This is a genomic window from Nonomuraea pusilla (assembly GCF_900109355.1).
Taxonomy (GTDB): domain Bacteria; phylum Actinomycetota; class Actinomycetes; order Streptosporangiales; family Streptosporangiaceae; genus Nonomuraea; species Nonomuraea pusilla.
This window is the reverse complement of the sequence record NZ_FOBF01000004.1, coordinates 267,750-281,682: the sequence shown is the minus strand read 5'-3', so window position 1 is coordinate 281,682 and position 13,933 is coordinate 267,750. Positions and strand designations below refer to the sequence as shown.

The window sequence follows — 13,933 nt, the reverse complement described above, 5'->3', positions numbered from 1 at the left end:
AGGGGACGCGGGGCACCTCCCCTGGGGCCGGTTACGGGGTGGTGCGGCGGAGGGTGGCGGCTATGGCGGCGGCGGCCGCGCCCGGGTCCGGGGAGCCGGTGATGGGGCGGCCGATCACGAGGAGGTCGGCGCCGTCCGCCAGCGCCTGCTCCGGTGTGGCGACCCTGGCCTGGTCCTGCGTGTCGGAGCCGGCAGGGCGTACGCCGGGCGTGATGAGCGTGATGTCCGGCCCCACCTCGGCCCGCAGCGCGGCGACCTCGTGCGGCGAGCACACCAGGGCGGTGGCGCCCGCCTCCACGGACAGGGCGGCCAGGCGGCGTACGGCGTCGCCCGCGGGACCGGCCATGCCGATGGCGGCGAGGTCGGACTCGGACAGCGACGTCAGGACGGTCACCGCCGCGATCTTGGTGTGCGGCGCGGCCTCGACGGCGGCGCGGATCATGGCGGGCCCGCCGGCGGCGTGGACGGTGAGGAAGGCCGGGCGCAGCCGGCCGACGGCGCGGGCGGCGCCGGCCACCGTGTTGGGGATGTCGTGCAGCTTGAGGTCCAGGAACACCTGGACGCCGCTGGCGCCCCGCACGGAGGCGATCACGTCGGGCCCGTAGCGGAGGTACAGTTCCAGGCCCACCTTGACGGTGCTGACGTGGGGCGTGACGAGGTCCGCCCACCGCGCGGCCGTCTCCAGGTCGGGCGCGTCGAGTGCGACGGCGATGGGTGCGTGCGTCAAGGGGAGCTCTCCTCGGTGTCGACCAGCAGGTGCCGGGGTGCGCTCCCCGGCGGGCGGTGGGCCAGGCCGACGGCGTCGGCGAGGCGTTGGAAGCCGCGCGCGCGCAGCAGGTCCTCGAGCTCGCGCTCGATGCGCAGGCACGCGTACGGGTCGTGGAACAGGGCGGTGCCCACGCCGACCGCGCAGGCGCCCGCCAGGATGAGCTGGAAGGCGTCCTTGCCGGTCATGACGCCGCCGATGCCGATGAGCGGCACACCGGGCAGGGCGGCGTGGACCTGCCACACGCACCGTACGGCGAGCGGCAGGATGGCGGGGCCTGACAGCCCTCCGGTGACGGCGGCCAGGGACGGGCGCAGGGTCCGGGTGTCGATGGCCATGCCGAGCGGATTGTTGATCATGGACAGCGCGTCGGCCCCCGCGTCGACGCAGGCCCGCGCGACGGCGACGATGTCGGCCACGTCGGGCGCGAGCTTGGCGACGACGGGCACGTCGTAGCGCATGATCGAGCGGACGGAGGCGATGACCTCGGCCGCCGCGCTGCCCTCGCGGGCGAAGACGCGGCCGCGGTCCTCGATGTTGGGGCAGGACAGGTTGACTTCGAGCGCGGTCACGCCGGGCGCGTCGGCGAGCCTGCGGGCCAGCTCGGAGTACTCGGCGACGGTGCCGCCGCCGATGGAGACGATGGTCTTGATGCCGCGCTGCGCGAGCCAGGGCAGCTCGCGTTCGAGGAACGCCTCGATGCCGGGCCCCTGCAGGCCGACGGCGTTCAGCATGCCGGACGGCGTCTCGGCCATGCGCGGCGTGGGCCGCCCGGCGCGCGGCGCCATGGTGATGGAGCGGGTGGTCAGCGCGCCGAGCCGGTGCAGGTCGAAGAACTGGGCCAGTTCGCGGCCCGAGGACGCGCACCCGGCCGCCGTGGTGATCGGGTTGCCCAGCTCCACGTGCGCGAGGAACGTCCGCATGTCAACCGACATGGCGCGCACCGCCTCCGGGGGCGCCGAGCGCGTCGAAGGGGATGGTCCCCACGTCCTCGAACCGCACCCGTTCCCCCCGGAACACCGGGCCCTCGGCGCAGGCCCTGACCATCCTGGTGACGCCGTCGTCGCCGATGACCGGTATCACGCACGTCATGCACACCCCGATGCCGCAGGCCATCGCCTCCTCGACGGCCACCTGCACGGGGATGTCGAACTCCATCGCCACCGCCGTGACGGCGCGCAGCGTCTCCATGGGGCCGCACGCGTACACGGCGTCGGCCCGCGTGTCGGCGATCACCGAGGGCAGCGCGTCGGTGACCCTGCCGCGCAGGCCGAGCGAGCCGTCCTCGGTGGTGAGGGTGGTGGTCTCGGCGATCCTGCGGGCCCGCATGGCGCCGAACACGCGGTCGGCGCTCGCGCCGCCGAGCACGAAGTCGACCCGGCAGCCGCGCGCCAGCAGCGCGTCGGCCAGCGGGAAGAGCACGGCGGAGCCGTACTCGGCGCCGACCAGCACGCAGTGCGCCGGGTCGCGCGGCAGCGGGAACGGGCGGCCGAACGGGCCGACCAGGTCGAGGGTGTCGCGGGCGCGGCGCTCGGCCAGCCAGGCCGTGCCGGGGCCGCGCACGGTGAACACCAGCTCGACGGTGCCGCCGTAGTCGGACTTGACGTCGTGGATCGACAGGGCGCGCCGCGTCACCATGGACGTGTGCGCCCCGCCGACCGCGACGGAGACGAAGTGGCCGGGACGGTAGCGCTCGGCGATGCCGGGCGCCACCACGGTGAGCGCATGGTAGGCGTCGACCCGGCGCGTCGTCAGCACCGTGCCCGTCACCTGCACCGGAGTGCCGGCCAGACGTCTTCACCTCCCGATCGGGGGTCAGCCCCGTAGTGCCTGCGCGTGCTCCTGGAGGGAACGGACGCCGACGTCGCCGCGTACGATCGCCTGGATGCCGGCCGCGGCGGCGGCCAGGCCGGCGACCGTGGTGATGCACGGGATCCCGCGCAGCACCGCGGCGGTGCGGATCTCGTACCCGTCGAGCCTGGGGCCGGACTGCCCGGGGCTGCCGAACGGCGTGTTGACGATCAGGTCGACCTCGCCGCCGAGGATGCGCTGCACGATCGTGGGTTCACCCCCTGGACCGGTCCCTTCGCTGTGCTTGCGCACGATCTTGGCATGGACGCCGTTGCGCCGCAGCACCTCGGCCGTGCCCTCGGTGGCGAGGATCTCGAAGCCCAGATCGGCGAGCGCCTTCACAGGGAAGATCATCGCACGCTTGTCCCTGTTGGCCACGGATACGAACGCGCGTCCCTTCGTCGGAAGCTCTCCGTAGGCCCCCGCTTGGGACTTCGCGTACGCGATGCCGAAGAACCCGTCGATGCCCATGACCTCGCCGGTGGAGCGCATCTCGGGGCCGAGGACGGTGTCGACGCCGCGGAAGCGGTTGAACGGCAGCACCGCCTCCTTGACCGCGATCGACGCGTCGAGCGGCAGCGTGCCGCCGTCGCCGGTGGCGGGCAGCATGCCCTCGGCGCGCAGTTCGGCGAGGGTGGCGCCGAGCATCACGCGGGCGGCCGCCTTGGCCAGGGGCACGGCTGTGGCCTTGGACACGAACGGCACGGTACGGCTGGCGCGCGGGTTGGCCTCCAGGACGTACAGGACGCCGGCGGACATGGCGTACTGGACGTTGAGCAGGCCGCGCACGCCGACGCCCGCGGCGATGGCCTCGGTGGCGGCGCGGATGCGCTTGATGTCGGCGCCGCCGAGCGTGATGGGCGGCAGGGCGCAGGCGGAGTCGCCGGAGTGGATGCCGGCCTCCTCGATGTGCTCCATGACGCCGCCGAGGTACAGCTCGGAGCCGTCGTAGAGCGCGTCGACGTCGATCTCGACGGCCTCGTCGAGGAACTTGTCGACGAGCACCGGGTGGCCGCCCTCCTGGGCCGCCATGTACGTGGTGAGCGTGGCGTCGTCGTACACGATGGCCATGCCGGCGCCGCCGAGCACGTACGAGGGCCGCACCAGCACCGGGTAGCCGATCTCCTCGGCGACCTGGAGCGCCTCGGCGACGGTGGTGGCGGTGCCGTGCCGCGGGGCGGGCAGGCCGGCCTCGGCGAGGACGCGGCCGAACGCGCCGCGCTCCTCGGCCAGGTGGATCGACTCGGGCGAGGTGCCGACGACGGGCACGCCGGCGTCCTTGAGCGCCTGCGCCAGGCCGAGCGGGGTCTGGCCGCCGAGCTGGACGATGACGCCCGCGACGGGCCCGGTCTGCTGCTCGGCGTGGACGACCTCCAGGACGTCCTCCAGGGTGAGCGGCTCGAAGTAGAGCCGGTCGGAGGTGTCGTAGTCGGTGGAGACGGTCTCGGGGTTGCAGTTGACCATGACGGTCTCGAACCCGGCCCTGGACAGCTCGAACGAGGCGTGCACGCAGGCGTAGTCGAACTCGATGCCCTGGCCGATGCGGTTGGGGCCGGAGCCGAGGATGATGACCTTGCGCCGCTCGCCGTACGGGACCTCGGTCTCCTCGTCGTAGGTGGAGTAGAGGTACGGCGTCTTGGCGGCGAACTCGGCGGCGCAGGTGTCGACGGTGTTGTAGACGGGGCGCACCCCGAGTTCGTGGCGCAGGCCGCGCACGCGGGGCTCGTCGAGGCCGCGGATCTCGGCGATCTGGGCGTCGCTGAAGCCGAGCCGCTTGGCGCCCTCCAGCACCTCGGCGGTCAGCTCGGGCGCGGCGGCGACGGCCTCGGCCTCCTCGTGGAGGAGGAAGAGCTGGTCGAGGAACCACGGGTCGACGCTGGTGGCGTCGAACAGCTCCTCGGCGGTGGCGCCGGCGCGGATGGCCTGCTGCATGGTGCGCAGCCGGCCGTCGTGCGGGGTGCGGCAGGCGCGCAGCAGGTCGTCCTTGTCGCCGGGGTCGCCGGCCCAGCTGAACGACGAGCCCTTCTTCTCCAGCGACCGCAGCGCCTTCTGCAGCGCCTCGGGGAACGACCGGCCGATGGCCATGGCCTCGCCCACGGACTTCATGTGGGTGGTGAGGGTCTGGTCGGCCCCGCGGAACTTCTCGAAGGCGAACCTCGGCACCTTGACCACGATGTAGTCGAGGGTGGGCTCGAAGGAGGCCGGGGTCTCCTGGGTGATGTCGTTGGGGATCTCGTCGAGCGTGTAGCCGATGGCGAGCTTGGCGGCGATCTTCGCGATCGGGAACCCGGTGGCCTTGGAGGCGAGCGCGGAGCTGCGGGACACGCGCGGGTTCATCTCGATGACGATCATGCGGCCGGTGCGCGGGTCGACCGCGAACTGGATGTTGCAGCCGCCGGTGTCGACGCCGACCTCGCGGATGACCGCGATGGCGACGTCGCGCATGTTCTGGTACTCGCGGTCGGTCAGGGTCAGCGCGGGCGCGACGGTGACGCTGTCGCCGGTGTGGACGCCCATCGGGTCGATGTTCTCGATGGAGCAGACGATGACGACGTTGTCGGCCCTGTCGCGCATGACCTCCAGCTCGTACTCCTTCCAGCCGAGGATGGACTCCTCCAGGAGCACCTCGGTGGTCGGGGAGGCGTCGAGCCCGGCGCCGGCGATGCGGCGCAGGTCGTCCTCGTCGTACGCGAAGCCGGAGCCGGCGCCGCCCATGGTGAACGACGGGCGCACGACCAGCGGGTAGCCCAGCTCGCCCGCGGCGGCGAGGCACTCGTCGATGGTGTGGCAGATGACGGACCTGGCCGACTCGGCGTTGAGCCCGTGCTCGCGGGCGACCTTGGCGACGATCTCCTTGAACCGCTCGCGGTTCTCGCCCGCCTGGATGGCGTCGAAGTCGGCGCCGATCAGCTCGACCTCGTACTTGTCCAGCACGCCCGACTCGTGCAGCGCGACCGCGGTGTTGAGCGCGGTCTGGCCGCCGAGGGTGGGCAGGAGCGCGTCGGGGCGCTCCTTGGCGATGATCTTCTCGACGTACTCGGGGGTGATCGGCTCGACGTACGTGGCGTCGGCGAACTCCGGGTCGGTCATGATCGTCGCGGGGTTGCTGTTGACCAGGATGACGCGGAAGCCCTCGGCCCGCAGCACGCGGCAGGCCTGGGTGCCGGAGTAGTCGAACTCGCACGCCTGGCCGATCACGATCGGCCCGGAGCCGATCACCAGGACGGACCTGATGTCCTCACGCTTGGGCACGGCTCATGACCTCACAGAACTCGTCGAAGAGATAGGCGGCGTCGTGGGGCCCCGCCGCGGCCTCCGGGTGGTACTGGACGGAGAAGGCGCGCCCGTCGAGCAGGCGCAGCCCCTCCACGCAGCGGTCGTTGAGGTTGACGTGGCTGACCTCGGCCGGCCCGTACGGGGTGTCGAACGGCCCGTCGAGCGGCGCGTCGACCGCGAACCCGTGGTTGTGGGCGGAGATCTCCACCTTGCCGGTGCGCACGTCCTGCACGGGCTGGTTGACCCCGCGGTGGCCGTAGCGCAGCTTGTACGTGGACAGGCCGAGGGCCCTGCCGAAGATCTGGTTGCCGAAACAGATGCCGAAGAACGGCAGGCCGGCCTCCAGCACCCGGCGCAGCGGCGTGACGTCGACGGTGGCCGGGTCGCCAGGGCCGTTGGACAGGAACACGCCGTCGGGGCGCACCGCCATGATGTCCTCGAACGTGGCGGTGGCGGGCAGGACGTGCACCTCGCAGCCGCGTTCGGCCATGCGGTGCGGCGTCATGCCCTTGATGCCGAGGTCGACGGCCGCGACGGTGAAGCGCTTGGCGCCGATGGCGGGCACGACGTACGGCTCGGCGGTGGTGACCTCCTCCGCCAGCGCGGAGCCCTCCATGGCGGGAGAGCGCCGCACCCGCTCGACGAGCTCCTCGACGGGCTCGGACGGGGCGGAGAAGATGCCGGCGCGCATGGCGCCGCGCTCGCGCAGGTGGCGGGTGAGCGCGCGGGTGCCGGCGATGGCGATGCCGACGACGCCCTGCTCCTTGAGGTAGTCGTCGAGCGAGCGGTTCGCCCGCCAGTTCGACACCACCCTGGACGGTTCGCGCACGACGTACCCGGCGACCCAGACGCGGCCCGACTCGGGGTCCTCGTCGTTGACGCCGGTGTTGCCGATGTGGGGCGCCGTCATGGCGACGATCTGCCGGTGGTAGGACGGGTCGGTGAGGGTCTCCTGGTAACCGGTCATGCCGGTGTTGAAGACCATCTCGCCGAACGTCTCGCCTTCGGCGCCGTACGGGGTTCCGTGGAAGACTCGGCCGTCTTCCAGGACGAGCACCGCTGTGTTCAAACCAGCTTCCCTTCGAGAACGGTCGGCTTGCCGCGCAGGAACGTGGCGACGACCCGTCCGGGCAGGGTCATCCCCTCGTACGGGGTGTTCCTGCTCTTCGACGCGAACGCGGACGGATCCACCTCGGTGCGTACCGACGGGTCGTACAGCACGATGTTGGCCGGGGAGCCCACCTGCAGGGGCTGCCCCTGGCCGCTCAGGCGGCCGATGCGGGCCGGCGCGGCCGACATGCGGTCGGCCACGCCCGCCCAGTCGAGCAGGCCGGTCTCGACCATGGCCTCCTGCACCACGCTGAGCGCGGTCTCCAGGCCCACCATGCCCATGGCGGCGGCCGACCACTCGGTCTCCTTGTCCTCGACCGGGTGCGGCGCGTGGTCGGTGGCGACGACGTCGATGGTGCCGTCGGCCAGCGCCTCGCGCAGCGCCTCGACGTCGGCGCGGGTGCGCAGCGGCGGGTTGACCTTGTAGATCGGGTTGTACGCGCCGACCGGCGACTCCTCGACGAGGTCGTCGGTGAGGAGCAGGTGGTGCGGGGTGACCTCGGCGGTGACGTCCCAGCCCTTGGACTTGGCCCAGCGCAGGATCTCCACCGAGCCCGCGGTGGAGACGTGGCAGACGTGCAGCCTGGAGCCGACGTGCGCGGCGAGCAGGCAGTCGCGGGCGATGATCGCCTCCTCGGCGACCGCGGGCCAGCCGGTCAGGCCGAGCCTGCCGGAGACCTGGCCCTCGTTCATCTGGGCGCCGCCGGTGAGCCGAGGCTCCTGGGCGTGCTGGGCGACGACGCCGTCGAACGCCTTGACGTACTCCAGGGCGCGCCGCATGAGCACCGCGTCGTCGACGCACTTGCCGTCGTCGGAGAAGACGCGGACCCGGGCTGCGGAGTCGGCCATCGCGCCGAGCTCGGCGAGCTGCCTGCCCTCCAGCCCGACGGTGACGGCGCCGACCGGGTGGACGTCGCAGTGGCCGAACTCGTGGCCGAGCCGCCACACCTGCTCGACCACGCCGGCGGTGTCGGCGACGGGCGAGGTGTTGGCCATGGCGTGCACGGCGGTGTAGCCGCCGCGGGCGGCGGACTGGGTGCCCGTCTGGACGGTCTCGGCGTCCTCGCGGCCGGGCTCGCGCAGGTGGGTGTGCAGGTCGACCAGGCCGGGCAGCGCGAGGGCGCCCTGGCCCTCGACCACCTGGTCGCCGGCGGCGGGCGGCTGCGCCCCCGCCGGGGTGACGGCGGCGATCAGGCCGTTCTCGACGCGGATGTCGACCGGCTCGCCGCCCAGGATCCTGACGTTACGGATGATCACGCGGTCTCTCCCCCGAGCAGCAGGTACAGGACGGCCATGCGGATGGTGACGCCGTTGGCGACCTGCTCGACGATCGTCGAGCGCGGCGAGTCGGCCACCTCCGCGGCGATCTCCATGCCCCGGTTCATCGGGCCGGGGTGCATGACGATCGCGTCGTCGGGCATCTTGGCGAACCGGTCGCGGTCGAGGCCGTACCGGCGGGAGTACTCGCGCTCGCTGGGGAAGTAGGCGGCGTTCATCCGCTCCTTCTGCACGCGCAGCATCATGACGACGTCGGACTTCGGCAGCACCGCGTCGAGGTCGTAGGAGACCTCGCACGGCCAGGAGCCGACCGAGACGGGCAGCAGCGTGGGCGGCGCGACCAGGGTGACCTCGGCTCCGAGCGTGCCGAGCAGCAGCACGTTGGAGCGGGCGACGCGGCTGTGCAGCACGTCGCCGACGATCGTGACCTTGCGGCCTTCGAGCCCGCCGAGCCGGCGGCGCATGGAGAAGGCGTCGAGCAGGGCCTGCGTGGGGTGCTCGTGCGTGCCGTCGCCGGCGTTGAGCACGCTGCCGCGCACCCAGGTGGCCAGGCGGTGCGGCGCGCCCGAGGCGCTGTGGCGGATGACGACCGCGTCGGCGCCCATGGCCTCCAGCGTCAGCGCGGTGTCCTTCAGCGACTCGCCCTTGGAGACGCTGGACCCCTTGGCCGAGAAGTTGATCACGTCGGCGGACAGCCGCTTGGCGGCGGCCTCGAAGGAGATGCGGGTGCGGGTGGAGTCCTCGAAGAAGAGGTTGACCACGGTGCGTCCGCGCAGCGTGGGCAGCTTCTTGATGGACCGCTCCGAGACCCTCGCCAGCTCCTCGGCGGTGTCGAGGATGAGCAGGGCGTCGTCCTTGCCGAGGTCTCCCGCGGAGATGAGGTGGCGGTTCACCTGGCCTCCTCCTTGATGAGCAGCACCGCGTCGCGGCCGTCGGTCTCCTGGAGGAAGACCTTCACCTTCTCGCTCTTGGCGGTGGGGAGGTTCTTGCCGACGTAGTCGGCGCGGATGGGCAGCTCGCGGTGGCCGCGGTCGACCAGCGTGGCGAGCTGCACGGCGGTGGGCCTGCCGAGGTCGTTCAGCGCGTCGAGCGCGGCGCGGACCGTGCGGCCGGAGAACAGGACGTCGTCGACCAGCACGACGACCTTGCCGTCGATGCCGTCGGAGGGCAGCTCGGTGCGGCCGAGCGGGCGCGCGGGCCGCAGCCGCAGGTCGTCGCGGTACATGGTGATGTCGATCGAGCCGACCGGGATCTTGACGCCTTCGAACTGCTCGATGCGGCCGCCGAGCCGCTGCGCGAGCGTCGCGCCGCGGGTGGGGATCCCGAGGAGCACCACGTCGCCGGCGCCCTTGGTGCGTTCGAGGATCTCGTGCGCGATGCGCGTGAGAGCGCGGTGGATGTCGGGGCCTTCGAGGACGGCCCTGGACAGGGGCCCGTTTTCGGGCATGAGGTATCTCACCACCTTTCCCGCCTCACAGGACGGGGCTTAAAGGGTGTTGGCCGGGACACACAGTACCAGGGGCTACCAGCCACAATGCCGAGGGTCCCGCGGCGATCACGGTGCGCGGGAGGCACGCGAGGCGATCGGGGACCGCGATGGGTGCTCAGCTGCGGCGGATCCGCGGGCGGATCAGATCGGTCACGTCCACGGCGAAGATCACGCGGGCCCAGGAGCTGATCGCGTCCTCGCGGGTGGGCAGGGCCAGGGACCGCGCGGCGGCGGCCGAGCCGTACGCGCGGGAGATCTCCAGGGCGGTGACGGCGCTGGTCAGCCACCGGATGCGGATGGACCACCCGCTGCTGGACGAGCGGCCGGACGCCTCACGCGTCGCGGTGCTGCTGCTCACCAGCGACAGGGGGTTCGCCGGCGGTTTCAACGGCAACGTCCTCAGGCAGGAGCAGGCGCTGAGCGGCCTGCTGGAGGGGCAGGGCAAGCGGCCCGTCCACTACGTGGCGGGCCGCAAGGGCGTGGACTGGTTCCGCTTCCGCGGCAGGCCGGTGGCCGGGCAGTGGACGGGCGTGAGCGGCGCCCCCGACTACGCCACGGCGGCCGAGATCGGGCGGACGCTCATCGAGGCGTTCGACACCCCGACGGGCGAGGGCGGGGTGGGCGAGGTGCACGTCGTCTACACGCGGTTCGTGTCGATGCTGGCCCAGCGGGTGACGGTGACGCGGATCCTGCCGCTCGTGGTGGAGGAGGAGCTCGCGCGGTCGTGGCCGGAGGGGCGGGCGCCGCTGCTCGCGCCGTACGAGTTCGACCCCTCCCCCGAGGAGATCCTCGACCGGCTGCTGCGCACGTACGTGCGCTCGCGGCTGTGGCACATGCTGCTGTCGTCGGCGGCGTCGGAGCACGCGGCCAGGCGGGCGGCGATGATGGCGGCCACGGAGAACGCGCACGAGCTGATCGAGCGGCTGACGCGCGAGGCGAACGAGGCCAGGCAGGCCGAGATCACGACGGAGATCAGCGAGATCGTGGGCGGGGCGGAGGCGCTCAGGCACTCCTGATTTGCCAATTTACGACATATCGGTATAAAACCTCCTCTATCTGGGTTTTAGGGGGAGGTAACACCATGGGGCTGTCCGCGCGCGAGCAGGCCGTTCTCGAGGCGATCGCCCGCCGGCTCAAGGAGGACGACCCGGCACTGGTGAAGCGGCTGTCGGCCTTCGGCGCCCGCAGGGCGGAGGCCGCCTGCTCCCCCTCCTCGCACGAGGGCTGGCCGGTGGCGCTCATCGCCGTGTGCCTGGCCGTGTTCGCGCTGGTGCTGCTGCTGTCGGGGTCGGGCAACGGCCTCACCAACACCTCGATCAGGTAATTTACCGTTCCCTTCCGTGTCAGTCCCGTTCCGTGAGGGCAGGGTCATGAGCGGCCGCGTGCGCCAGCGGCGGCCGGTGTGACAGCTGGGCCTGCCGGGACCTGACCCGCCGCGGCCCTCAGGATCCGGGCCGGGGGACACACGATGGGGGAGGCGCCACCGTCCGACGGCACGCTGCCCGGCGGCCCCGCGGCCACGGCTCCGCGGAGCTCCCGCTCCCCCGCCCCCGCCGGACTCGGCTTCGGGTCCGCCGTCGCGCTCGTCATCGGCAACGTCGTCGGCACCGGCATCTTCCTGCTGCCCGCCTCGCTGGCCGCCATCGGCACGGTCAGCCTCGTCGCGATGGTCCTCGTCACGCTCGGCGCCGTCGCCATGGCCCTCGTCTTCGGCAGGCTCGGCGCCCGCATGCCGGTCAGCGGCGGCCCCTACGCGTACGCGCGGGAGGCGTTCGGCGAGTTCGCCGGCTTCTGGATCTCCTGGTCGTTCTGGCTGACCGCGTGGATCGGCAACGCCGCCATCGCGGTGGCCTGGGTCGGCTACGTCCAGTACGCCGCCCGCCACCTCCTCGGGCTCGACTGGGGCGGCACCGCCGGCTCCGTCGCCGTCGGCCTGGCCGGGCTGTCGATCCCGGCCGCGGTCAACCTCATGGGCGTGCGCAACATGGCCGCCTTCCAGACCGTCACCGCCGTGCTCAAGTTCGTGCCGCTGCTGCTCGTCGCCGTCGTGGGCCTGCTCTTCTTCCAGGTCCGCAACTTCCCCGCCTTCAACGCCACCACCGGCGGCTGGGTCGGCGCGCTGTCCACCGCCGGCGCGGTGACGCTGTTCATCTACTCCGGCGTCGAGAGCGTCGCCGTGGCCGCGGGGAAGGTCAGGGACCCCGCCCGCACCGTCGGCCGGGCCAGCGTCGCCGGGGTGCTGGCGTGCGCCGCCCTGTACCTGCTCACCACGGTCGCGGTCATGGGCACCGTCCCGCACGAGCGGCTCGCCCGCTCCAGCGCGCCCTTCGCCGACGCGCTCGACCAGATGGCGGGCGGCTCCGCCGGCGGCGTCGTCATCGCGCTGTGCGCGGTGGTCTCCGGCCTCGGCGCGCTCAACGGCTGGACACTGCTCGTCGCCGAGATGCCCATGGCCGCCGCCAGGCACGGCATGTTCCCGCCCGCCTTCGCCAGGACGTCCGCGCGCGGCGCCCCCTACGTGGGCGTCCTCGCCGGGACCGCGCTCACCTCCCTCATGCTGCTCGTCGGCTACGCCTCCTCCGACTCCTTCCGCACGATCGTGCTGCTGGCCTCGTTCACCACGGTGATCCCGTACTTCTTCTCGGCCGCCGCCCAGGTCCTCTGGCTGGCCACCGGCACGCGCGCGGTCGCCGGGGCCAGGCTCGCGCGCGACCTGCTCGTCGCGCTGCTCGCCCTGCTGTTCTCGTTCTGGATGGCGTACGGCTCCGGCGCCGACGCCGTCCTCGGGGGCGTCCTCATGCTGCTGGCCGGCGTGCCCGTCTACATCTGGCTGAAGGCGAGACGCGGTGAGTGCGGCCCGCGTGACTCGCGCCTCGTCGAGGGGATAGACACAGGATGAGGTTCCATGTCGATTCCGAGGTGGGCAGGCTCCGCAGGGTCCTGCTCCACACGCCCGAGCTGGCGCTCAAGCGGCTCACCCCGTCCAACAAGGACGACTTCCTCTTCGACGACGTGCTGTGGGTGCAGCGCGCCGTGGAGGAGCACGAGGAGTTCCAGCGGGTGCTGCGCGAGCGCGGCGTCGAGGTCCACATGCTGTCGGACCTGCTCAGGGAGACCGTGGACATCCCGGAGGCGCGCGAGCAGATCCTGGACGCCGCCGTGGACGAGCGCTGGCTCGGCCCCCTGGCCGTCGACGACATCCGCAGCGCTCTCGACGCGCTCGACGCGGCCACCCTGCAGATGCACCTGACCGGCGGCATCACCAAGCGCGAGCTGGTCGCGCTGGGCTGCTCGCCCAGGTCGATGGCCTTCCACGTCCTCGGCGACGACGACTTCGTCCTGCCGCCGCTGCCCAACCACCTGTTCACCCGCGACACGTCCTGCTGGATCTACGACGGCGTCTCCGTCAACGCCATGCGCAAGAAGGCCCGCATGCGCGAGACGATCAACATGGAGGCGATCTACCGGTTCCACCCCATGTTCGCGTCCGGCTTCGACCGCCCCGAGGCCGGCGGCTACCACGTCTGGATGCAGGGCCGCAAGGTCGCGCCCGCCACCCTGGAGGGCGGCGACGTGCTCGTGATCGGGCGCGGCGCCGTGCTCGTCGGGATGAGCGAACGCACCCAGCCGCAGGCCGTCGAGATGCTCGCCCGCGAGCTGTTCAGGGCCGGCTCCGCCACCACGATCGTGGCCGTGGACCTGCCGAAGGCCCGCGCCTTCATGCACCTCGACACCGTCATGACCATGCTGGACGTGGGCGTGTTCACCAAGTACGCCGGCCTCGGCATGCTGCCGGCGTACACGATCGAGCCCGGCCCCAACGACAAGGAGCTCAAGGTCACCGACCACCCGCCCGAGGACATGCACAGGGCCATCGCCCACGCGCTCGACCTGGACGACATCACCGTCCTCACCCCCACCCAGGACGTCTACGCCGCCGCGCGGGAGCAGTGGGACGACGGCTGCAACGGCCTGGCCGTCGAGCCCGGCGTCGTCATCGCCTACGAGCGCAACACCACCACCAACAACCACCTGCGCGACCACGGCATCGAGGTCGTCACCATCCGCGGCAGCGAGCTCGGCCGGGGCCGCGGCGGCCCGCGTTGCATGAGCTGCCCCCTCGAGCGCGACGGCGTCTGACCGCCGCCGCGCCGGACGAACTG

The 13,933-nt window shown here is 72.3% G+C and carries 12 protein-coding genes; 4 read left to right on the top strand and 8 right to left on the bottom strand.

Translation table 11 applies throughout. The annotated features are described in order from the left end of the window. Positions 1 to 31 precede the first annotated feature (31 nt). From pyrF to pyrR, 8 genes are read right to left on the bottom strand one after another with little or no spacing between them, the layout of a single operon-like run. Entirely contained in the window at positions 32 to 727 is a 696-nt protein-coding gene (pyrF, locus tag BMX74_RS10325; protein ID WP_055503122.1) for an orotidine-5'-phosphate decarboxylase, read from the bottom strand. Next, positions 724 to 1,701: a dihydroorotate dehydrogenase gene (locus BMX74_RS10320; protein WP_055504046.1), complete on the bottom strand. Its 978-nt coding sequence runs from the start codon at positions 1,699 to 1,701 to the stop codon at positions 724 to 726. The genes pyrF and BMX74_RS10320 overlap by 4 nt, the downstream gene beginning before the upstream one ends. After that, complete coding sequence (locus tag BMX74_RS10315; RefSeq protein ID WP_055503123.1) at positions 1,691 to 2,557, bottom strand: dihydroorotate dehydrogenase electron transfer subunit; 867 nt, start codon at positions 2,555 to 2,557, stop codon at positions 1,691 to 1,693. The genes BMX74_RS10320 and BMX74_RS10315 overlap by 11 nt, the downstream gene beginning before the upstream one ends. Positions 2,558 to 2,581: 24 nt before the next feature. Then, a complete protein-coding gene (gene carB, locus BMX74_RS10310; RefSeq protein WP_055503124.1) occupies positions 2,582 to 5,869 on the bottom strand; it encodes a carbamoyl-phosphate synthase large subunit in 3,288 nt (1,095 codons plus the stop codon). Then, entirely contained in the window at positions 5,856 to 6,962 is a 1,107-nt protein-coding gene (gene carA, locus BMX74_RS10305; RefSeq protein WP_091099889.1) for a glutamine-hydrolyzing carbamoyl-phosphate synthase small subunit, read from the bottom strand. The genes carB and carA overlap by 14 nt, the downstream gene beginning before the upstream one ends. Then, on the bottom strand, positions 6,959 to 8,260 hold the full coding sequence (locus BMX74_RS10300) for a dihydroorotase (RefSeq protein WP_091099887.1): 1,302 nt from the start codon (positions 8,258 to 8,260) through the stop codon (positions 6,959 to 6,961). The genes carA and BMX74_RS10300 overlap by 4 nt, the downstream gene beginning before the upstream one ends. Beyond that, on the bottom strand, positions 8,257 to 9,174 hold the full coding sequence (locus BMX74_RS10295; RefSeq protein ID WP_055503127.1) for an aspartate carbamoyltransferase catalytic subunit: 918 nt from the start codon (positions 9,172 to 9,174) through the stop codon (positions 8,257 to 8,259). Before BMX74_RS10295 ends, BMX74_RS10300 begins: the two co-directional genes overlap by 4 nt. Further along, complete coding sequence (pyrR, locus tag BMX74_RS10290; protein ID WP_055503128.1) at positions 9,171 to 9,728, bottom strand: bifunctional pyr operon transcriptional regulator/uracil phosphoribosyltransferase PyrR; 558 nt, start codon at positions 9,726 to 9,728, stop codon at positions 9,171 to 9,173. Before pyrR ends, BMX74_RS10295 begins: the two co-directional genes overlap by 4 nt. A gap of 149 nt (positions 9,729 to 9,877) precedes the next feature. On the opposite strand from pyrR, the gene BMX74_RS10285 reads away from it, so the two are divergent. The 4 genes from BMX74_RS10285 (at position 9,878) to BMX74_RS10270 (ending at position 13,910) form a co-directional block, all read left to right on the top strand. Beyond that, entirely contained in the window at positions 9,878 to 10,786 is a 909-nt protein-coding gene (locus BMX74_RS10285; protein ID WP_091099884.1) for a F0F1 ATP synthase subunit gamma, read from the top strand. A gap of 65 nt (positions 10,787 to 10,851) precedes the next feature. Beyond that, positions 10,852 to 11,094, top strand: a complete 243-nt coding sequence (locus BMX74_RS10280; protein ID WP_055503130.1) for a DUF3040 domain-containing protein — start codon at positions 10,852 to 10,854, stop codon at positions 11,092 to 11,094. Between the two features lie 144 nt (positions 11,095 to 11,238). Next, the gene (locus tag BMX74_RS10275; protein WP_091099882.1) at positions 11,239 to 12,669 is read left to right on the top strand and encodes an amino acid permease; all 1,431 of its coding nucleotides are present in this window, start codon (positions 11,239 to 11,241) and stop codon (positions 12,667 to 12,669) included. Further along, positions 12,666 to 13,910 carry an arginine deiminase gene (locus BMX74_RS10270; protein WP_055503132.1) on the top strand — a complete coding sequence of 415 codons (1,245 nt, stop codon included), beginning with the start codon at positions 12,666 to 12,668 and terminating at the stop codon, positions 13,908 to 13,910. Before BMX74_RS10275 ends, BMX74_RS10270 begins: the two co-directional genes overlap by 4 nt. Positions 13,911 to 13,933: the final 23 nt, after the last annotated feature.

Coding starts and splice junctions, on each gene's coding strand:
- BMX74_RS10320 (WP_055504046.1), bottom strand. CDS start 1,701: ATGTCGGTTGACATGCGGACGTTCCTCGCGCACGTGGAGCTGGGCAAC.
- pyrR (WP_055503128.1), bottom strand. CDS start 9,728: ATGCCCGAAAACGGGCCCCTGTCCAGGGCCGTCCTCGAAGGCCCCGAC.
- BMX74_RS10285 (WP_091099884.1), top strand. CDS start 9,878: ATGGGTGCTCAGCTGCGGCGGATCCGCGGGCGGATCAGATCGGTCACG.
- BMX74_RS10280 (WP_055503130.1), top strand. CDS start 10,852: ATGGGGCTGTCCGCGCGCGAGCAGGCCGTTCTCGAGGCGATCGCCCGC.
- BMX74_RS10275 (WP_091099882.1), top strand. CDS start 11,239: ATGGGGGAGGCGCCACCGTCCGACGGCACGCTGCCCGGCGGCCCCGCG.
- BMX74_RS10270 (WP_055503132.1), top strand. CDS start 12,666: ATGAGGTTCCATGTCGATTCCGAGGTGGGCAGGCTCCGCAGGGTCCTG.